The sequence below is a fragment of the Phycicoccus sp. Soil803 genome (assembly GCF_001429685.1).
GTDB lineage: Bacteria > Actinomycetota > Actinomycetes > Actinomycetales > Dermatophilaceae > Pedococcus.
In genome coordinates this window covers 1,886,907-1,905,510 of sequence record NZ_LMST01000001.1, presented here as the reverse complement: position 1 = coordinate 1,905,510, position 18,604 = coordinate 1,886,907, and the positions used below count along the sequence as shown (strand labels likewise).

General features: G+C 68.5%; 17 protein-coding genes and 2 tRNA genes. 7 read left to right on the top strand and 12 right to left on the bottom strand.

From position 1 onward, the window contains the following. Positions 1 to 31 precede the first annotated feature (31 nt). A complete protein-coding gene (locus tag ASG95_RS08745) occupies positions 32 to 682 on the bottom strand; it encodes a hypothetical protein (RefSeq protein ID WP_057377216.1) in 651 nt (216 codons plus the stop codon). 94 nt (positions 683 to 776) lie between these two features. Then, the gene (locus ASG95_RS08740; protein WP_082592443.1) at positions 777 to 1,292 is read right to left on the bottom strand and encodes a DUF3145 domain-containing protein; all 516 of its coding nucleotides are present in this window, start codon (positions 1,290 to 1,292) and stop codon (positions 777 to 779) included. Between the two features lie 223 nt (positions 1,293 to 1,515). Between ASG95_RS08740 and ASG95_RS08735 the strand changes: the two genes are divergently transcribed. After that, positions 1,516 to 1,589 (top strand) — tRNA-Ile (locus ASG95_RS08735). Positions 1,590 to 1,614: 25 nt separating this feature from the next. On the opposite strand, the gene ASG95_RS08730 is transcribed toward ASG95_RS08735, so the two are convergent. The 4 genes from ASG95_RS08730 to ASG95_RS08715 all read right to left on the bottom strand — a co-directional run bounded on the left by ASG95_RS08730 (position 1,615) and on the right by ASG95_RS08715 (position 5,387). Then, positions 1,615 to 2,730 carry a site-specific integrase gene (locus ASG95_RS08730; protein ID WP_056923465.1) on the bottom strand — a complete coding sequence of 372 codons (1,116 nt, stop codon included), beginning with the start codon at positions 2,728 to 2,730 and terminating at the stop codon, positions 1,615 to 1,617. 1 nt (position 2,731) lies between these two features. Continuing rightward, entirely contained in the window at positions 2,732 to 2,911 is a 180-nt protein-coding gene (locus ASG95_RS08725) for an AlpA family transcriptional regulator (protein ID WP_235543631.1), read from the bottom strand. 56 nt (positions 2,912 to 2,967) lie between these two features. Beyond that, positions 2,968 to 4,494, bottom strand: a complete 1,527-nt coding sequence (locus ASG95_RS08720; RefSeq protein WP_157581850.1) for a replication initiator — start codon at positions 4,492 to 4,494, stop codon at positions 2,968 to 2,970. 563 nt (positions 4,495 to 5,057) lie between these two features. Beyond that, a complete protein-coding gene (locus ASG95_RS08715) occupies positions 5,058 to 5,387 on the bottom strand; it encodes a hypothetical protein (RefSeq protein ID WP_157581848.1) in 330 nt (109 codons plus the stop codon). A gap of 275 nt (positions 5,388 to 5,662) precedes the next feature. Here ASG95_RS08715 and ASG95_RS08710 point away from each other — a divergent pair, with 275 nt between their 5' ends. Continuing rightward, complete coding sequence (locus tag ASG95_RS08710; protein WP_056923468.1) at positions 5,663 to 6,115, top strand: SRPBCC family protein; 453 nt, start codon at positions 5,663 to 5,665, stop codon at positions 6,113 to 6,115. A gap of 633 nt (positions 6,116 to 6,748) precedes the next feature. On the opposite strand, the gene ASG95_RS08705 is transcribed toward ASG95_RS08710, so the two are convergent. After that, positions 6,749 to 8,527, bottom strand: a complete 1,779-nt coding sequence (locus ASG95_RS08705) for an IS481 family transposase (RefSeq protein WP_082593099.1) — start codon at positions 8,525 to 8,527, stop codon at positions 6,749 to 6,751. Positions 8,528 to 9,398: 871 nt separating this feature from the next. Here ASG95_RS08705 and ASG95_RS08695 point away from each other — a divergent pair. Continuing rightward, positions 9,399 to 9,806, top strand: a complete 408-nt coding sequence (locus ASG95_RS08695; RefSeq protein ID WP_056923470.1) for a nuclear transport factor 2 family protein — start codon at positions 9,399 to 9,401, stop codon at positions 9,804 to 9,806. A gap of 521 nt (positions 9,807 to 10,327) precedes the next feature. On the opposite strand, the gene ASG95_RS08690 is transcribed toward ASG95_RS08695, so the two are convergent. Then, positions 10,328 to 10,741, bottom strand: a complete 414-nt coding sequence (locus ASG95_RS08690) for a hypothetical protein (protein ID WP_057377214.1) — start codon at positions 10,739 to 10,741, stop codon at positions 10,328 to 10,330. 404 nt (positions 10,742 to 11,145) lie between these two features. On the opposite strand from ASG95_RS08690, the gene ASG95_RS08685 reads away from it, so the two are divergent. The 4 genes from ASG95_RS08685 to ASG95_RS08670 all read left to right on the top strand — a co-directional run bounded on the left by ASG95_RS08685 (position 11,146) and on the right by ASG95_RS08670 (position 14,527). Further along, positions 11,146 to 11,886, top strand: a complete 741-nt coding sequence (locus ASG95_RS08685) for an amino acid ABC transporter ATP-binding protein (protein WP_056923473.1) — start codon at positions 11,146 to 11,148, stop codon at positions 11,884 to 11,886. Positions 11,887 to 12,034: 148 nt separating this feature from the next. Beyond that, on the top strand, positions 12,035 to 12,877 hold the full coding sequence (locus ASG95_RS08680) for a glutamate ABC transporter substrate-binding protein (RefSeq protein ID WP_057377213.1): 843 nt from the start codon (positions 12,035 to 12,037) through the stop codon (positions 12,875 to 12,877). A gap of 100 nt (positions 12,878 to 12,977) precedes the next feature. Next, positions 12,978 to 13,649 (top strand): amino acid ABC transporter permease, encoded by a 672-nt coding sequence (locus ASG95_RS08675; protein ID WP_056923475.1) that lies wholly within the window; start codon positions 12,978 to 12,980, stop codon positions 13,647 to 13,649. Then, positions 13,646 to 14,527, top strand: coding sequence for an amino acid ABC transporter permease (locus tag ASG95_RS08670; RefSeq protein WP_057377212.1), 882 nt, complete (start codon positions 13,646 to 13,648; stop codon positions 14,525 to 14,527). Before ASG95_RS08675 ends, ASG95_RS08670 begins: the two co-directional genes overlap by 4 nt. Positions 14,528 to 14,591: 64 nt before the next feature. Here ASG95_RS08670 and ASG95_RS08665 read toward each other — a convergent pair. The 4 genes from ASG95_RS08665 to ASG95_RS08650 form a co-directional block, all read right to left on the bottom strand. After that, a tRNA-Asn gene (locus tag ASG95_RS08665) sits at positions 14,592 to 14,667 on the bottom strand. Positions 14,668 to 14,773: 106 nt separating this feature from the next. After that, on the bottom strand, positions 14,774 to 15,289 hold the full coding sequence (locus ASG95_RS08660; RefSeq protein ID WP_057377211.1) for a hypothetical protein: 516 nt from the start codon (positions 15,287 to 15,289) through the stop codon (positions 14,774 to 14,776). Continuing rightward, entirely contained in the window at positions 15,289 to 17,283 is a 1,995-nt protein-coding gene (dnaG, locus tag ASG95_RS08655) for a DNA primase (protein ID WP_057377210.1), read from the bottom strand. The genes ASG95_RS08660 and dnaG overlap by 1 nt, the downstream gene beginning before the upstream one ends. Before the next feature lie 72 nt (positions 17,284 to 17,355). Continuing rightward, positions 17,356 to 18,600, bottom strand: a complete 1,245-nt coding sequence (locus tag ASG95_RS08650) for a deoxyguanosinetriphosphate triphosphohydrolase (RefSeq protein ID WP_057377209.1) — start codon at positions 18,598 to 18,600, stop codon at positions 17,356 to 17,358. Positions 18,601 to 18,604 lie beyond the last annotated feature (4 nt).

The following is an 18,604-nucleotide window of genomic DNA, read 5'->3' as shown; positions in this document are numbered from 1 at the left end:
TCGTCTGGAGCCGCAGGTCAGGCGCCGGAAGTCAGCCGGGCGGCGGCGGGAGGGTGACGCTGACCAGAGGGGCGCCGGTGCTCGTGGTCGACCGGGTCGGCGAGCCCGTGCCCGGGTGGGTCTTGGTGGGCTTGGGCTTCGTGGCCGTGGAGGACGTGGAGGACGTCGACGCATCGGTCGACGTGGAGCTCGAGGAACCGGTGCTGGTGGCCGAGGAGTCCGTCGACGCCGCCGTCGAGACGGGCACGGGCCGCTGAGAGCTGGACCGGGAGGCGGTGGTCGCCGTCCGCGTGCCATCCGTGGAGCTGCTCGCCGAGTCGACCTGCTGGCCAGTCAGCGACGTGCTGGTGGCGGCCGGGTCGTCCGCACCGTCGGCCGGCGCCTTGTCGGGGAGCACGAACGAGAACGACACCATCGCGGTCAGCCCGCCGATCCACAGGAGCACCAAGCTCGGCAAGGGCTTCCACGAGGCCTCCCGCCCCACGGCCTCCCGGTGGGCGAGGAACTCACGGGCGTAGGCGACCAGGGTCACGACGGCGGCGGCCGAGAACAGCCAGAGCACCCACGTCGCGATGGTGGCGCCACGGGGCAGGTCGGCGGCCAGAATCAGCCAGGCGTACCAGAGCAGCGTCCCCACACAGGCTGCGGCCAGCACCCCCAGGATGAGCTTGGGGCGGGTCACACGTTCCTCCAGAGTCGATCGGACAGCCGCAAAGGCTACCGAAGACCCCGCCGAACCCCCGAAACGTGCAGGTCACGCGGCTGCCTGAAAGCGCTCAGCCCACCTTGTGGAGCCAGCGCACGGGGGCTCCGTCACCGGCATACCGGAACGGCTCGAGCTCGGCGTCCCAGTCGGTGCCGAGCAGCTCCTCGACCATCTCGACCATCGCCTCAGGCGACCCCTGCGACAGCCGCAGCACGTCACGGAGCCGGTCCTCGTTGATCACGGCGTCACCGGCCGCCGAGGTCCAGGTGTGGTGGATCCCCAGGGCGGGGGTGTGCGACCAGCGGGACCCGTCGGCGCCGGCGCTCGGCTCCTCGGTCACCTCGTAGCGCAGGTTGTCCCACCCGCGCAGGGTGGAGGCGAGCTTGGCGCCGGTGCCCTGCACTCCTGCCCACGGGAACTCCGCGCGGACGAGTGCGGCACCGGCCGGCTGTGGGGTCCAGTCGATGGCCAACCGGCCGTCGAGGGCGGACTCGAGGGCCCAGGTGATGTGGGGGCACAGCGCTTTGGGGGTGGAGTGAATGAAAACCACCCCGCGGGTCATGACACGCGGCATCGCGACAGACATTCCGGGCCTCCTTGGTGTGCGAGGGACGTCTTCCCCACGAACCTCGTCACCTGCTGGCTCGGCGTGTTGCCGCGTTGTTCAGTTGGCTGTGCGGGTCCCATTGTGCATCACGAACCACATCCGCACCAGCACCACCACGAACCCCGTTCTCACCACCTCCATCGCAGGCACACTGGCGACGGTAGGCTCACGGCGCCCAGCCGGTGCGAGCCGAGCTGGTGCCGGGGCAGTAGCTCAGTCGGTCAGAGCAGCGGACTCATAATCCGTCGGTCGTCGGTTCAAGCCCGACCTGCCCCACAGGACGTTTATGCAGGTCAGCGCCCTAAGCGGCGTCATCGTGACCTCCGCTACGAGCCTCGGTCTCGGTGATGTGGCGCATTTGTGGCACATGCGAATCGAGCAGAGCCGCAACCGAGTCGAGATCGTCGCCGAACAAGCCGGCGTAGACGTCGAGCGTCATCGCCGCCGACGAGTGCCCCAGCATGCGCTGGACGGCCTTGACGTTCGCCCCTGCCGCAATCGCCAAGGATGCGGCGGTGTGTCTCAGGTCGTGCGGCGTCAGCCCGGTGATCCCGGCTGTCGCGCAGGCGGGGTCGAACACTCTGTGACGCCAGTTGCCCAGCCGCATGGGCGAACCGGTGGGTGAAGCGAATACCAGGTCGGCCGGCTGCTTCTCCTCGCACATCCGAGCCAGGTCCGGGATGAGGGCCGGCGGGACCGGTACGGACCGGGTCTGGTGGTTCTTCGTGGTGCTCCAGACCAGGCGACCGCCGACCTCCGAGGCGCTCTCAACGATGTGCAGCCTGCGCCGCTCCAGGTCGACGCGCGAGACCCGCAGAGCAGTCATCTCTCCGAACCTGATCCCGGTGAACGCCAGGACGCAGATGACCAGACCACCCGGACCGGCCGACTGCACGAGGGCGGCCAGCTCGGGAACGCTGAGGAAGCGTGGCTCGTCACGAACCGCCCGTGGCAGCCGCACACCAGTCGCCGGGTTGCGGGCGATCCGCCCGTCCTGCACGGCCATGCCCATGATCAGCGAGAACACCCGATGGATGTGCCGGACTGTCGAGGCCGTCCGGCCCGAGGCGCTCAACTCCCCCACCCACGCCGCGACGTCGGAGGTCGCCACCGATGACAGCCGGTAGGTACCCCAACGCGGTTCGACATGGGTCCGGACGATGCCCCGGTATCGCTCTGCCGTGGACTCCTTCAGGTGGGACAACCCCGCGGCCCAGACCCGGGCGTAGTCCCCCACGAGGACCTTGCCCGCCGACGGGTCGAGGTACTGGCCTCGGTTCATCTCGGCCTCGAGGTTGGCCAGGAACCTCTCGGCGTCGACCTTGCGGCGGAAGGACTTCTTTCGCTGGCGGTGCGACGGATCGCGCCATCGGGCGAGCCACCGGCCGTCGCGGCTGTCCTTGACGACGTGTGCCACCTCAGGCCACCTGCTCGGCTGCCCAGGCCCGTACTTGCGTCGGGTCGAACCGGAGGTGCTTGCCCAGCCGCATCGCTGGCGGCCCCTGCTCCCGATGCCGCCACTGGTAGAGGGTGCCCACCGGGACGCCGAGGAAGGCCGACACGTCGTGGATCGTCCACAGGCGGTCGATGGTGGGCAACACCCTCACCTCGGACGAGGCCTTTGCCTCGGGTCTGTCGTTTCTTCTCATCTGTCTCACTTCTCTCCTGATGACTGCTGCTTCCTGCTCTGTGCGCGTTCTTGGGCGTATTCGCGGGCTCGGGAGGCGGCTGCGGTCGCGAGGGCGGTTTCCCCGTCGTTGGCCCATCCGGTGCCGGCGTAGGCCCAGGACCCGATCACAACGGTGGTCCCGTCCGCGCCGTCGGCCAGCAGCTCGGCCTCGAGCTGGCGCAGGTCGACAGGAGTGCCGGTGCGATTGGCTTCGGCGATCCGGGCCTGGGCGCGCTGCCGTGCTCGCCGCAGGGCGCCGAGGGTGACGGAGTAGCGGCGTGACTTGGTGGCGAAGTGTCCGCGGAACCCCAGGGTGTGCGCCCACTTGCCGAGCAGCCCGTAGGGCGCTGTTGGGTCCTGGTCGGCGCTGACGGTGCGGCTGGCCATGTTGCGGGCGGTGGCGTGCAGGCGCCGCAGGTGGGTGCTGTCCTTGGACTCGGTGTCGGTCGCGGACTTGGTGGCGTACTTGGCCAGGTACCCGGCGACCTGTCCGGGTGTGAGTTCGCGGTCGGGGTCGTCGGTGCGTGAGGAGGTGCGCACCGGGCGGGTGTCGACCTGGGTGCCGAACGCAAGCACCCGTTGGATGTCGTCGTCGTGGACCGGATCGGCGGTGACCCGAACGGCTTGTACGGCTTGCTCGACTAGGGCGGAGAGCACCGGTGCCGTGACCGTGGTGGGGGCAGGGGCGAACCCGTCGGGCGTTTGGGGGCCGTCGAGGCGGACCAGGGCGTGGAAGTGGACCGCGCCGCGCAGCTGGTACTCGGCGACCTTGGCGTACTGCACGCTCGCCACGTGCCCGAGGTTCGCGGGGAGCACGCGTAGGTGGTGGGCCAACATCCGTCGCAGGGTGATGGTGAACCGTCGCCACAGCTCGGGCGCCCACCACTGCCACACCACAGCCGAGGCGTAGTCGTAGCAGTCCGGGCACAACGGCTGCCCCAGCGCCGGGTCGTCCTGTTCGTGGATCGCCATGCAGGACAGGGGTCTTCCGTGCGGGCACCGGGCTCCGGTGTCGCGACGTGGCCGGCACCGGCCGTGGTTCGGGTGGGTGCCGTGGACCGACCCGAACGAGGGCGCGGTCAGGGTCGCGAACACCAGCGGGTTCTCCGCCACGCGCTCGGGGACGCCCTTGCCGCCACTCACCCCGGCCCGGATCAGCTGGAACGTGTCCGCCGCGTACAACCTCGAGCAGGACTCGCACTCGGAGGCACGCCGGTTGCCGCAGCGCACGAACGTCACCCCGGTCGGCTCCTCCGCCGATGCGTACGTGCGGACCAGTCCAGCGGTTCCCCGGTCGAAGGTGTCGCTGCGGCCGACGAGGCGGATGGGCTTGGCGCAGAACCCGACCCGGGACGCGGCCACCGACCAGGCGTCGAAGTCCGGCGACAACAACCGGGCCACCACCTGCGCCTGGGTGACGGCGTCCAGGTGAGGCAGGTCCAGCGGTCGGTCGTCCCGCTTCCCGATCGGGGGCAGCGCCGACCAGACCTGGTTACGGGTCGTCAAGGTCACGACCACCACGCCCTTTCCCAAGGGTGTGCCGCGTGGAGCTAGTGCGACCCGTTCCACACGACACACCCAGTACTGGGGCGGCCACTAAGGGTGGTGCACACCGACGCTGGGGGTCGCTCAAACGCCGGACACGAAGAGATACAAGGTGCGGACCAAGAGTTTGGTGTCGTTGTGTGTTTGAGCGGCTGTCAGTTTGTGTGCGGCCTCAGGCCAAGGGTGGAGGAGCCGACCCTCCAGGGATATACCCGTCAATTTTGTGTGTTTGCTTTGTGTGTAATTGTCCGCTGCTTCGAGGGTGGCACCCACCACCGACAGCAATCCACCTTTTCCCCCGCCGACCGGCGATCCTTGACCATTTCCTTACCCAACTAGGCGCAGACGGAACTTCACCTCATGCGCCCTCAGCTCGCGTCCTCGCCCGGCCGGATGCGTCCGGACGGCAGGGACCGCCCTCTCGGCCACCCGACCGGACCAGCAGTCGAACAGGACGACAACTCGGAGATGCGACGAGGTCCGAACCAACAGGTCCGGACCTCGCCCCTGTACCTGCCGACATGCATGCGTCAGCAGTGCGCCCCTCCTTGTCCGCTGGCTGCCATGGGCACGTTGCGGAGGTCGACGATGAGGGCGGTCACCATGCCGTCGGCATCGCGGACGACCTCGTCAATGAACCCGGTGGCCTGCAGCGCCCTGAAGTCAGACTGTGAGAACGCCAAGGGCTCCCCGAAAGTGATCGTCAGGAACGGGAAGCTCACCGTGATGATCTCCTCGGCGAAGTCCTCCGGCGTCTGGCCAGGCGGATCCGCGATCGGGGCGTGCGCAAAGGCGGCCGCGGCGGCGCAGTTGATGGACTGAACGATCGGGTGGATCGTCGCTTGTGCGGGACTCGGCATGAACGCCAGGGTCGCCACACACACAGCAGCGGGAACCGCTGCACGGACAAGCACACGGGTCTCAAACATTGGTCGGCTCCCTTCGGGCCAGTGGTGGACTAGACACCCCCCCAGCATCCCGCCGGCGGCGGACCTTTGAATCCGCCAATGGGGTGAGGAATCCCCGCCGCCGACCAACGCAGCTGCCCGGCTCGGCCCCGGTTCTGAGTCTTGCGGCCGAGGGGCCGAACAGCTGTAACGCCCGCGACCCCTCGAATTTGCGCGATGATGCCGTCATGACTGTGGATGTGCGGGTGCAAACCACGATCAACCTGCCGATCAGTACCGTCGCGTCCTTCGCAGGCGACCCTACGAACGCGCCTGATTGGTACGCCAATATCAAGTCGGTCGTCTGGCAGACTCAGCCGCCGGTTGCGGTCGGGTCACGGATGGACTTCATTGCCCAATTTCTTGGCAAGCGCTTGGCGTACACCTACGAAGTGGTCGAACTCGAACCAGATCTGCGACTGGTGATGCGCACGGCAGATGGTCCCTTTCCGATGGAGACGACCTACAGCTGGGAGGTGGCCCGTGCAGGCAGCACCCGGATGACCCTGCGCAACCGCGGCAACCCGGCAGGCTTCTCCCGGGTTGCCGCACCCGTGATGGAGCTCGCCATGAGGCGGGCCACCACCAAAGACTTGGCTCGGCTCAAGACGCTCCTCGAGTCCGGAGAACGTAGCCCCTGAGGGCATACGCCACGGTCCTGCTTGGCGCGTGGTTGAGCTGCTCGCACCGCTGACCGCGCGTTCTAGGAACGAAAGTTCGGCGGGCGGCCTCAATGGTCAACACTCACATGGCCTGTGGAATCGTCAAGGACGACCTTATCGCCAGGGTCGGGAAGGCCCGTCACAACGCTGCCCGGGCATGCGGAGCGCAGGAAATGGATTCACCGGACGCACGATGGTCGGCATGGTGATGGTCCCAGGCCCTGCCTCGGCCAAGACTCGGATCTGGACCCTCCGGTGTATCTGGCTGTCGAGTTCGCGCGCAAATCGGAACCACCAAGGCGAGGGGTAGGTCCTTAGTTTGGAAGGTGCCATGATCTCCGAGAGGTCGCGGCGTCTTCAACTCTCAGCGCGTCGAGCGACACCATTCTTGGCGGAGCGGCGCCTGTTCATCACCATAAGAATTGCTGCGGTGACGGAGAGCATCCATGGCCGGTGCACCTGTGTGCGAGTTCGTCGTCTCACGTTTGACGCGCTCCAGCGCTGAGCTGGGAGGCTTGTGCGTCTAGGCCGTATCGGGGCAGGCCGTATCGGGGCCGTGCCTAGGTCCACTTGATGGGTGTCGTGCGGGGTTCAGTTGATGGGTAACACTTCCTAGGCTTGTTTGACACTTCGGTGGCCGTAGGCCTTGTGCCGTGTCACCTCCTGGTCGGTCAGTCGGGGCACGGTCTTGAGGATTGTCCCGCTCTCGTTGCTGATCCGGAGGGTGGTGTCGTCGACCTGCACGGTCACGACCTCGCGGGCGTGGGGCAGGCCGACCTGGACGCGCTGGCCGGCGACCTGGATCCCGCCCCGGCAGGACACCAGTCGCTCGACCCGTACCGGCCGGGTAGGCGGCGTGGGTGGTGGCCCCGCGGGGCGGGCTCCCTGCAGCCTGGCGAGCTTGCCCGCTGGCAGGGTGAACGCGATGGTGCGCCACAGGGTCCCGTCGCCCAGGACGACGTGGGCCAGCCGTTGCTCGAGCCGGATCGTGACCCGCTGCCCGGCCAGCACGCTGCTCACCGAGAGCTGCTGCTGGGCGATGCTGATGATGCCGATCGCGTTGACGGTGCGGTCGACCTCCACGGCGGTACCGGCCAACAGGCGCCCGGGTAGGCGAGGAGCTGGTGGTGGCCCGGCGGCGCGGGCACCGGCCCTGCGGAGCCGGGCGACGTCGCGGTCGGACAGCCGCGACGGCAGGGTCTTCAAGTACCGGCCGTTGCTGGACAGGTGCACGGTGGTCGAGTCGACCCAGAACGTGATCACCTCACCGGCGCGCTGCGGCCCGAACCAGAACTGCTGCTTGCCGATCGCCAGGTTCCCACTCGGCGGCACGGCGCGTTCGAGCTCCATCGCACCGACCGTCTCCGGCACCACCACCGCAGCGTCATCAGGCGGGGTCAGCGGCTGCGCATTCGGCTCGGGGGTGCCCTGCGCGGGCGTGGTGACCAGGGCCGGCGGGACCCACAACGGCAGCCCTGCCCGCGGCGCACCGGCACCGAACCGGTCAGCCGGAACCGCCATCCCCAGCGACTGATGGGGGCGGGTCGTGTTGTACTCGGCCCGCCACCCATCGACCGCCTCCTGCGCCGCGGCCACGGTCGCGAACAGTGGGGCGTCGTCGAGCAGCTCCCGCTGGATCGACTGGTGCCACCGCTCCACCTTCCCCGTCGTGGTCGGAGAGCGGACCTTGGTCAGCAGGTGCTCGATCCCGTTCATCCGACAGATCCGGTCGAACAACACCTCCGAGGGGCGGGGCCGCCCGTACTTGCCGGTGAACTGCTTGCCGTTGTCGGTCAGGACCTGCTCGGGCACCCCGTACTCGGCGAGGGCGGCAACGAACGCCGCGCACACCGCCCGACTCGTCGCCCGGGCGGTAACCACCCCGATCACCGCGAACCTCGAGTGGTCATCGATCCCCGAGATCAGCTTGGCCTCCGACCCGTCAACCATGCGCACCGAGCCCATCACGTCCATTTGCCACAGCTGCATCGGACCCGGCCGCTCCCACCGCACGAAGTCCTCCCGCCGCCGTTTCCGTGCCCGCGCCGCCACCAGGCAGTGACGCACCAGCACCCGGTACACCGTCGAGCGGGACGGCACCGGCTCCACCCCAGCCCGGCCCAGCTCATGCACCAGCCGCCGCGGACCCCACCGCGGATGATCGATCCGCAGCTGCACCAGCAGCGCCTCCACCTCCGCTCCCAGCCTCCACGGATGCGAGACCGGCCGGTGCGACCGGTCCACCAACCCCGACAGGCCCTCGGCCCGGTACCGGCCCACCCACGCATGCACCGTCTTGCGGGACACCCCGTACCGGGTGGCGACCTCGGTCACCTGCGCCCCGCCGAGCACCTCCATCACCGCGTGATACCGCTGCTCCACAACACTCAACTCCACGAGCATCAGCCCGGTCCTCCCACGCGACGACAACGCCACATACGACGGTCCGGGACGGCAGCGTCACCCATCAAGTGAAGCCAGCGTGTAACCCATCAAGCGGAGTCGGACAGCCGTATCGGGGCCGATCGGTGAGAACTTTCCTTACTGGCTCAAGCGCGGCTCCGCCGCAAAGCGCGGGGCCCCGCGATGGGGCCCCGCGCTGCAGGCGCTTCGCGCCTTCCGCGCACCCCACCGCACCCCACGCCAGACAGCACGAAGGGCGCCATGTGCGATGACGCCCCCACCTGACTGATCGTCCCTAGCCGGCCGGGGAGCCCGTCACAGAAACGCGCGCAGAAATCTCAGCCCATTCCGGGCGCTCTGCCCAACAGCACCCGCGAACGAGCGACCAGCCCGTCGGCTGTCCCTGTACGCGACCACGACAGCACCGACCAGCCCCAGGAGACCCACCAGGAGCGCCAGGAGGCCGACGACCGGAGGCCATGGAACAACGAACGAAGTCGCGAGGATGAGGCCGGAACCCAGCAAGACGACCAACGACAACAGACCAACTGCAGACAGCCCTTGGTGCTCCTCGCGCATCGCCATGTGCAGAGTATGCGCGACGCTCACCTCTGAGCCGCCGACCCAGCGCTCCACTCTCCGCCCACCTCCGGGCCGCATCAAGGGCGCTACGCGTCACTGCGTGATGGCCTCCGGCCACCCTTGACCCGACCACTCCGGCAGCCTCCCCTGCTCCGCTATCGGGTCGGTGGCTTCCTCTGGCCAACCACACCAAGGCGTCCAGCCGAGGCGCCTGTTGCATCTCCCCAAGGAGGATTGCCGCGGCTAGATTGGACTGTCCAGCCCTGGGAGGTGCGCGGTGCTCAACGAGAAGGAACTCCTGCTCGCACTCCGCCGTCACTGGGAGCACTCGGGGAGGGACGAGGACATTGCCCACGAGATCTACCACGATGACGCCGTACTGGAGTTCCCCCAATCCGGTGAACGCTTCGAGGGTGTGGAGAACTTCAGGGAATGGCGTCGGCAGTACCCGGCGGCGCTCAAGTTCCACACCCGGCGAATCACCCACCGCGCAGACCTGGTGGTCGTGGAGAACCTCATCAGCTACGACGGTGCCCCGTGGATGCACACCGTGAACCTCTTGGAGTTCAGAGGCGACAAGGTCGCACACGAGCGGATTTACATCATGGACGGCTGGGAAGCCGCTGAGTGGCGGGCCCCATGGCGAGCTGCGACTGTGGCAGACCCACCACCACCGCCGCCCTAGGGCACACCACGAGCCCAGTGATGGGGGCCGCGAACTGGCAGCATTCGGCGCCCTGAGGTACCCGAGAGATACCCACATGTCCGGAAGGAACCGCAACCCCACGGCATAGCAACAGGGCAAAGCCGTTGCGACGCAATGGAATTCGAGAGGCTCTTGGAGCAAGGTCAGACTCCACAAGCGGTGGTAGCTTCTCCTTGACGCGCTTCTCAGAGTCTGTTGATCATCCACATAATGACTCCCTTCGCTACTGACCGACGATCGCCGGTCCGCTGGTCGAAGGTGTGCCATGAAGGGCTTCAAGGCCAACCAACGCCCCCGGAAACGGGCTCTGAGAGGCCCGGATCGTCGTGGCACCTCAGTGGCACACCAGTTTGAGAATCGACCATTTTGGGCGTCAGACAACCACCACGAACTGAGCACGAAATGGCCAAAATTGGCGCCCGACCTGCACCTTCGGGACTTCTCATAATCCGTCGGTCGTCGGTTCAAGCCCGACCTGCCCCACCGGTATCCAGGCAGGGTCAGCTTGCCTCGGCCTCGAAGTCGCCGGTCAGGGCGGTCTGCATGAGGGCGAGGTGGGCGATCCGGCGTTGCTGCGGGTCGGCGGTCTGTCGACCGCGCATGAGCCGTCGACGCAGCTCGTTGATGAGCTCCTGGTTGGTCACGAAGCGGAGCACGAAGGTGGGCTCCCCCTCCTGGTTCTTCGGAAGCCCGCACGCCACTGCAGCGGCCACGACCAGCTCTCGGTACGTCAGATCGAGGGCCTTCGCCAGGGATGCAAGGGTTTTCTCGTCGGGCATGCAAGGCAGCTGATCCGGGCCGATCAGCGTGGCGAGGACTTCGGCGCTCACGCCGCTCTCAACCGTGCAGCGCGAGACCGACCAGCCCTTCTCGCACAGCTTGTCCTCGATGACGGTGCCGAGTTCATTTCCCATGTCGCCCCTCCTGCGTGGATTCGCTCCGTATGTGCCCCTCTTATGGTGATCAAACCATGATCACTTGTTCTGCTTTCGGTAAACCGCAGAACAAGTTGTTAAAGGTTCGGTAAAGGGGTTTGCCTCCTTTGAGGGCAGACGGCCGGGCACCCGTCCTGGTGCCGAAGACAACCGAGGCGTTGCCACCGCCGGCCGTGGGCTGGACGACTCCGCCCGATCGTTGACAGGTGTTTCGCCCTGTTCCTTGACGCCGTCTCCAGAAGGCCACCGTCACCGGCGACTGAAGAGGGAGAGGCTGCGGCCGGTGGCTCCGACCGCTCGCTGCGGGCGCCTCAGGTTGCCTTTGGGTGACAGATGGGGACGGAGAAGGCAAGGAGATGCGACAAACGGGTAGGTTGCCGGACATGACGGAGCCACTGGTCGTTCTCAAGGGCGTCAACAAGCACTTCGGCGAGCTGCACGTCCTCCAGGACATCAACCTGTCCATCGGCAAGGGCGAGGTCGTCGTCGTGATCGGTCCCTCGGGGTCCGGCAAGTCGACCCTGTGCCGCACCATCAACCGGCTCGAGACGTTCGAGACCGGCTCGATCACCATCGACGGCGTGCCGCTGCCCGAGGAGGGCAAGGAGCTCGCGAAGCTGCGGGCCGACGTCGGGATGGTCTTCCAGTCCTTCAACCTGTTCGCCCACAAGACGATCCTCGACAACGTCACGCTCGGCCCGATCAAGGCCCGCAAGGTGCCCAAGGCCGAGGCCGAGAAGCGGGCGATGGAGCTGCTCGAGCGGGTCGGCGTCGCGCACCAGGCGGAGAAGTTCCCCGCCCAGCTCTCCGGCGGTCAGCAGCAGCGCGTGGCCATCGCCCGATCGCTGGCGATGGACCCCAAGGTGATGCTCTTCGACGAGCCCACCTCCGCGCTCGACCCCGAGATGATCACCGAGGTCCTCGACGTCATGATCGCCCTCGCCAAGGAGGGCATGACGATGGTCGTCGTCACCCACGAGATGGGCTTCGCCCGCAAGGCGGCCAACCGCGTCGTCTTCATGGCCGACGGCCAGATCGTCGAGGAGAACGACCCCGAGGGCTTCTTCACCGCCCCGAAGTCCGACCGCGCCAAGGACTTCCTCGGCAAGATCCTCACCCACTAGTCCGCACGCGCAGGACCACCCCCCCTCGGTCCCATCCACCACAGGGTCCCGCCGCACTGGGATCCGCTGACACAGAACGACATCAGACCGCACTGCACTGAACACCGGGGCGCGCCAGCGCAGCGGCAACACATCAGGAGGAAACGGAATGAAGATTCGTCAGATTGGCGCCATGACCGCCGCATCGGTTCTCGCGCTCGGCCTGGCCGCCTGTGGCGACAGCGCCAAGGACGGGGGCAGCGGCGGAGGCGGCGGAGGCGAGAAGTTCAAGGTCGGCATCAAGTTCGACCAGCCCGGCCTCGGCCTCAAGGAGGGCGCGAAGTACACCGGCCTCGACGTCGACGTCGCGACCTACGTCGCCAAGGAGCTCGGGCACGATGCTGCAGACATCCAATGGGTCCAGGCCCCGTCCGCACAGCGCGAGACGCTGATCTCCACCGGCCAGGTCAACATGGTCGTTGCGACCTACTCGATCACCGACGCCCGCAAGGAGAAGATCACCTTCGCCGGCCCGTACTTCATCGCCGGCCAGGACCTGCTCGTCCGTGCCGACGACACCACCATCACCGGCCCTGACTCGCTCACCGGCAAGAAGCTCTGCTCCGTGACCGGGTCGACCTCGGCGCAGAAGGTCAAGGAGAAGTACTCCGGCGTCCAGCTGCAGGAGTTCGGCACCTACTCCGAGTGCGTCACGGCCCTGGTCTCGAAGGGCGTCGACGCCCTGACCACCGACAACACCATCCTCGCCGGCTACGCCTCTCAGGCGCAGTACAAGGGCAAGCTGAAGGTCGTGGGCAAGACGTTCTCGGAGGAGCGCTACGGCATCGGCATCAAGAAGGGTGACACCGCGACCTGCGAGAAGATCAACACGGCGATCGCCAAGATGATCTCGTCCGGTGACTGGCAGAAGGCCATCGACGCCAACCTCGGCCCGGCCGGGTTCAAGGTCGACAGCGCGACCAACCCGCCCAAGCAGGACGCCTGCGCCTGACCTGCTCGACTCCGCAACGGGTATGCCGCGCGCTCGGCCTGAGCGCGCGGCATACCGCGGCCACTGTCCTCACCACCTTCGCGACGGAAGGCATCCCTGAATGGGCGACATCCTGAGCAACTACGGTCCAGAGATCCTCCGGGCTTTCTGGGTCACGATCCGCCTCGCCCTCGTGGCGGGCATCGGCTCGCTGGTCATCGGCACCCTCGTAGCCGTCATGCGGCTGTCGCCGGTGCGCGTTCTGCGGCTGCTGGGAACGTGGTACGTCAACGTCTTCCGCAACACGCCACTGACCCTGCTCATGGTTTTCAGCATCCTTGGCCTGACCTACATCCTCGGCCTCAACCTCGACCAACAGGACATCACCCAGAACGCCCTGCGTTGGTCGGCCGTGATGCTGTCGATCTACCATGCCGCCTTCGTCTGCGAGGCCTTGCGGTCGGGAGTGAACACCGTGCCTGTGGGTCAGGCCGAGGCCTCGCGCTCCATCGGCCTCACGTTCTCCCAGAGCATGCGGGAGGTGATCCTGCCGCAGGCCTTCCGCGGCGCCGTCGCCCCGCTCGGGTCCAACTTCATCGCCCTCATCAAGAACACCACCGTCACGGCTGTGATCGTGGCGGCGGAGGCGGGCGGTCTGATGCAGAAGATCATCGAGAACGAGACCGGGACGCTGTCGGTCTTCCTCATCTTCGCCATCGGGTTCGTCATCCTGACGCTGCCGCTCGGGGTGTTCTTCACCTCGCTGTCGCGTCGCCTGGCGGTGAAGCGATGAGTGCCTCCGTCCTGTTCGATGCTCCCGGGCCCCGTGCCCGGCGGCGCCACGCCGTCCTGTCGGTCATCGGCGTCCTCCTGGTCGTCGCGACCGGCTACGTCGTCGTCCGCAAGATGCAGACGGCCAACCAGCTGCAGGGCTTCATGTGGGAGCCGTTCGTCACCGACCGCTCGGTCTGGCGGGACTACCTCCTGATCGGACTCTGGGGCACGCTGAAGGCCGCGGTGATCTCGATCGCCCTGGCGATCGCCTTCGGGCTGGTGTTCGGGCTGGGCCGGCTCTCGACCATCCGCCCGATCCGTTGGGTGTCCGGCGTGGTCGTCGAGTTCTTCCGTTCGGTGCCGGTGCTGATCATGATGATCGCCAGCTACGGCTACTACTCGCGCTCCGGCGTGTTCTCCAGCGAGACGGCACCTCTCGCCGGTGTCGTCACAGGCCTGACGCTCTACAACGGGTCCGTCATCGCGGAGCTCGTTCGCTCGGGCGTGTTCTCCCTGCCGAAGGGCCAGTCCGAAGCCGGACTGTCGATCGGACTCACAGAGTCGCAGACGCTGCGGTCGATCCAGCTGCCGCAGGCCATCACGGCCATGCTGCCGGCCCTGATCGGTCAGTTCGTGGTCATCCTCAAGGACTCTGCCCTCGGTTACTCGATCACCTACGGCGAGCTGCTCATCTGGTCGAAGACCTTGGGTTCCGCGTTCGCGAACACGCTTCCGGCCTACATCGTGGCGGCGCTCCTTTTCATCCTGATCAACTACACCCTGACCGTGATCGCGGGTCGGGTGCAGCGCCGGCTCTCGCGTCGTGGCCGGACCACGATTCGCGAAGCCGCAGCAGTGCCGGCCCCTGCACCGGTTGATGCGAACCCGGGCGGCTGAGCCGCCGCTCCCAGCAGGACGACGAAGGCCCCGGACCTGATGGTCTGGGGCCTCGTGGGCGGGGTGGCTCCCCCGGTTGGACTCGAACCAACAACCTGCCGATTAACAGTCGGCTGCTCTGCCAATTGAGCTACAGGGGAAAGTCCGTCGGCGGTCCCCCGCGTTCGGCGCTGCGCAACCATAGCAAAGGATGCGCGCAGTTCTGAAAACGGGTGGAGGCTCGGGTGGAGGCTCGCCCGGCCGTCCCTAGAGCCCGACCTGCTCGCGCAGGTAGACCAGCGCTGCCTCGGTGCGGGCGACCAGCTCGGGGTCGTCGGCGCGGACCCCTCGGCCGAGCACGACCTGCTCGACCAGACCGCCACCGCCGAGGTCCTGCCGCAGGGCCACCTTGGCCGTCCGGCGTGGTCCGAGCTCGATCCGCTGGGCCAGCACGACGCTGGCCTGGACGCGCTCGCGCAGGGTCTCCGGCACCAGGCTGGTGGCGCCGAGGACCCACTGCGACGGCCGCGACCCGTCGACCCAGGTGACGGTGAGGGTGGCGAGCTCCGCCGACCAGGTGCCGCCGTCGACCTCGTGCCACGGGCGGTGGAGCGTTCGCACGCCGGCCGCGTCGACGGCATACAAGGCGTGGTTGGTGGCGACCACGGTCGTTCCGCTGGCTTCCTCGCGGCCCCAGCTGAGCACCCGCTCGCCGGAGCCGAGCCCGACCACGGAGCGGATGTCGGCGGGCAGCCGGTCGGGGCGGCGCAGCGAGAGCGCCATCAGGACGCCTGGTCGCGCAGCGTCGCGAGCTCGCGCTGGAGCTCCTGGAGCTCCCCGCTCAGGCGGCGGGCCAGCGCAGGGTCGGTGTGCGGGTCGGTCGCCATCCGGCGCATGGCCGACATCGCATCGGCGATCCTGCGGGTCAGCGAGACCTCCTGGACGCGGGTGAGCAGCGCGTCGATGTAGCGGCGCTCCGGAAGCCCGGTCGCCTTGTCGAACCTGGTCGGCAGCGACGCGACCGCCAGCTCGGCCACGAGCCCGTGCACGGCCAGCGGCGCCGCCTGCGTCACGCGGTCGGCCCAGGCCTGCACGGACAGGCCCCGCTGCGGGCCGCCGGCCCCACGGACCCCGTCGAAGACGGCCCGGTGCGCGGGAGCCGTGAACGCGTCGGCCGAGACCTTGTCGACGTCGTCGGCATGGAAGCTGTCGGGGTACTGCAGCAGCGTCTGGAGCAGCTGCCGCTCGGCGAAGACGATCGGGTCGCGCAGGTCGGGGGTGGGCAGCGCGGCGCGGGCCTCCTCGATCGAGGGCTCCGGCACGGTGTCGGCGTCAGGCCGGCTGGCGGCCTCACGCGAGCGCTCGTGCTGGCCGGGCCGACCGTCGCGGCCCTCGCGCCCGGCTGGGGACTCCGCTGCCTCCTTGGCGTCCCGGGCAGCGATCCGCTGCGCGCGGGACACCTCGGCCTGCACCTGCTCGACCTCGACCCCGATCCACCCCGCGACCGTGCGGATGTACTCGGGTCGCATCGAGCTGTCGCGGATCGAGTTCACGATGGGGGCGGCGGCGCGCATCCCCTGCACCCGCCCCTCGGCGGTCGTCAGGTCGAACCGCGCGATGGTCGTGCGGACGGCGAACTCGAACATCGGCACCGCGTCGTCGATCAGGTGCCGTACCGCGTCGTCGCCCTTGGCGATCCGCAGCTCGCAGGGGTCCATGCCGCCGTCAGCCACGGCCACGAACGACTGCGAGGCCCACCGCTGGTCCTCGCCGAATGCGCGCATCGCGGCCTTCTGTCCCGCGGCGTCGCCGTCGAAGGTGAAGACGACCCGAGCCGGCGCGAGGTCGGCCTCGTCGCGCATGATGCGGCGCAGCAGCTTGATGTGGTCGACGCCGAACGACGTGCCACACGTGGCGACGGCACCCTCGATGCCGGCCAGGTGGCACGCCATCACGTCGGTGTAGCCCTCGACGATGACGGCCTTGCGGTCGCCCGCGATCGACTTCTTGGCCGCGTCGAGACCGTAGAGGACGGTCGACTTCTTGTAGATGGGGGTCTCTGAGGTGTTGAGGTACTTGGCCGCGATCCGGTCGTCCTCGAACAGCCGCCGCGCGCCGAACCCCACGGTGTCTCCGGTGATGTCGCGGATCGGCCAGACCAGTCGCCCGCGGAACCGGTCGTAGAGCCCCCGGCTGCCGCGACCCGACAGCCCGCCGAGGGTGACCTCCTCGTCGGTGAAACCCTTCGACCGCAGGTGCCGCGACAGCTCCTCGCCACCGCGGGGGGCGAAGCCGACGCCGAACTTCTTGGCGGCCTCGCTGTCGAACCCGCGCTCGCGCAGGAAGTCGCGGCCGGCGCGCGCCTCGGGCGCGTTGAGCAGGGCGTGGTGGTAGAACTCCTGCGCCACCCGGTGCGCCTCGATCAGCCGCGAGCGGCGGCCGAGGGACTCGCCGCCACTGGGCTTGCCGCCCTCCTCGTAGTGCAGCTCCAAGCCGATCTTCTGCGCGAGCCGCTCGATCGCCTCGCTGAAGGTGAGGTGCTCGACCTTCTGGACGAACGAGATGACGTCACCGCCCTCGCCGCAGCCGAAGCAGTGCCAGGCACCAACGGCCGGACGGACGTTGAACGACGGGGACTTCTCGTCGTGGAACGGGCACAGCCCCTTCATCGAGCCCGGGCCGGCAGGTCGCAGGGTCACGTGCTCGCGCACGACATCCTCGATGGACGAACGCTCCTTGACGAGCGCGACGTCCTCGGCCTTGATCCGACCCGCCACTGGCCCTCCTTGTCGCGGTCGAGTCTAGGTGGTGGTCGTGACGCCGGGTGGCCGACCTTCCCCAGCCGGAGGTCAGGACCAGGCGTGGTGCAGGTACTCCGCCCGCACGTCGGTCAGCGACGCGACCTGGTCGACCACGACGCGCAACGCCTCCGCGTCGTCCGTGGCTGCCTTCCAGTCGCCGAGCAGGTCGGGGTCGAGCCGTCCGACCGGGTCCTGCTGGTAGCCGGCCACCAGGTCGGCCACGATGGCGCGCTGCCGGCTCAGCACGTCGACCCGCTCCTGGGCGTGCATGACGAAGTGGGCGGCCACGGCCTTGAGCACGGCGCACTCGGCCCGGGTCTCGTCGGGCACGACCAGGTCGGCGGCGTAGCGGGTCAGCGGCCCGGCGCCGTGCCGCTCGCGGGTCGCCACCTCCACCCCGTGGACGAAGCGGCCGATCAGCCGCGAGGTCATGTCCTTGAGCGCCGCCCGGTCCACCCGTGACCCGTCGTATGCCGTGGGCACGGCCCCGCTGGCGAGCACGCGTTCCAGCGCGGCACCGAGGGCATCCACCCCGAGGTCCGCGGCATAGAGACCGGTCGCCACCGCGAGCACCGAGTCGACGTCGGTGCGGTCCCGGAGGCGTCGCACGTCGAGCCGGCCGGACGCGATGGCGTCCTCGACGTCGTGCACGGAGTAGGCGACGTCGTCGGACCAGTCCATGACGTCGGCCTCGATGCACCGCTGCCCGTCGGGCCGGCCGTCGCGGAACCACTCGAAGACCGGGAGGTCGTCGGCGTAGACCCCGAACTTCGCGCTGGCGCCGACCACTGCACCGTCCTCGCCCTCGCCCCGGCGCCACGGGTACTTCGTGGCGGCATCGAGGGTCGCCCGGGTCAGGTTGAGCCCGGCCGGTCGGCCGTCCGGGTGGACCCGCTTGGGCTCCAGCCGGGTCAGCAGCCGCAGGGTCTGCGCGTTGCCCTCGAATCCGCCGATGTCGCGCGCGACCTCGTCGAGGGCGCGCTCGCCGTTGTGGCCGAACGGAGGGTGCCCGAGGTCGTGGGCGAGGCAGGCCGAGTCGACGACGTCGGCACTGCAGCCGAGCGCCTGCCCGAACTCCCGGCCGATCTGGGCGACCTCGAGGCTGTGGGTGAGCCGGTTGCGCACGAAGTCGTCGTCGCCGGGCTGCACCACCTGGGTCTTGGCCGACAGCCGGCGCAGCGACGCCGAGTGCACGAGCCGGGCCCGGTCGCGGGCGAAGTCGTCTCGGTCGGCGCGCTTGGTCGCAGGGTCCTCCCGCACCCAACGCTCCCGGTCGACTGCGCTGTACGCCACGCTG

Bases quoted from the DNA above. Each gene is read 5' to 3' on its own strand.
- ASG95_RS08660 (WP_057377211.1), bottom strand. From the start codon at position 15,289: ATGGCGCTCTCGCTGCGCCGCCCCGACCGGCTGCCCGCCGACATCCGC.
- ASG95_RS08670 (WP_057377212.1), top strand. From the start codon at position 13,646: ATGAGTGCCTCCGTCCTGTTCGATGCTCCCGGGCCCCGTGCCCGGCGG.
- ASG95_RS08690 (WP_057377214.1), bottom strand. From the start codon at position 10,741: ATGGGAAATGAACTCGGCACCGTCATCGAGGACAAGCTGTGCGAGAAG.
- ASG95_RS08740 (WP_082592443.1), bottom strand. From the start codon at position 1,292: ATGTCTGTCGCGATGCCGCGTGTCATGACCCGCGGGGTGGTTTTCATT.
- ASG95_RS08685 (WP_056923473.1), top strand. From the start codon at position 11,146: ATGACGGAGCCACTGGTCGTTCTCAAGGGCGTCAACAAGCACTTCGGC.
- ASG95_RS08680 (WP_057377213.1), top strand. From the start codon at position 12,035: ATGAAGATTCGTCAGATTGGCGCCATGACCGCCGCATCGGTTCTCGCG.
- ASG95_RS08715 (WP_157581848.1), bottom strand. From the start codon at position 5,387: ATGCCGAGTCCCGCACAAGCGACGATCCACCCGATCGTTCAGTCCATC.
- ASG95_RS08675 (WP_056923475.1), top strand. From the start codon at position 12,978: ATGGGCGACATCCTGAGCAACTACGGTCCAGAGATCCTCCGGGCTTTC.
- ASG95_RS08710 (WP_056923468.1), top strand. From the start codon at position 5,663: ATGACTGTGGATGTGCGGGTGCAAACCACGATCAACCTGCCGATCAGT.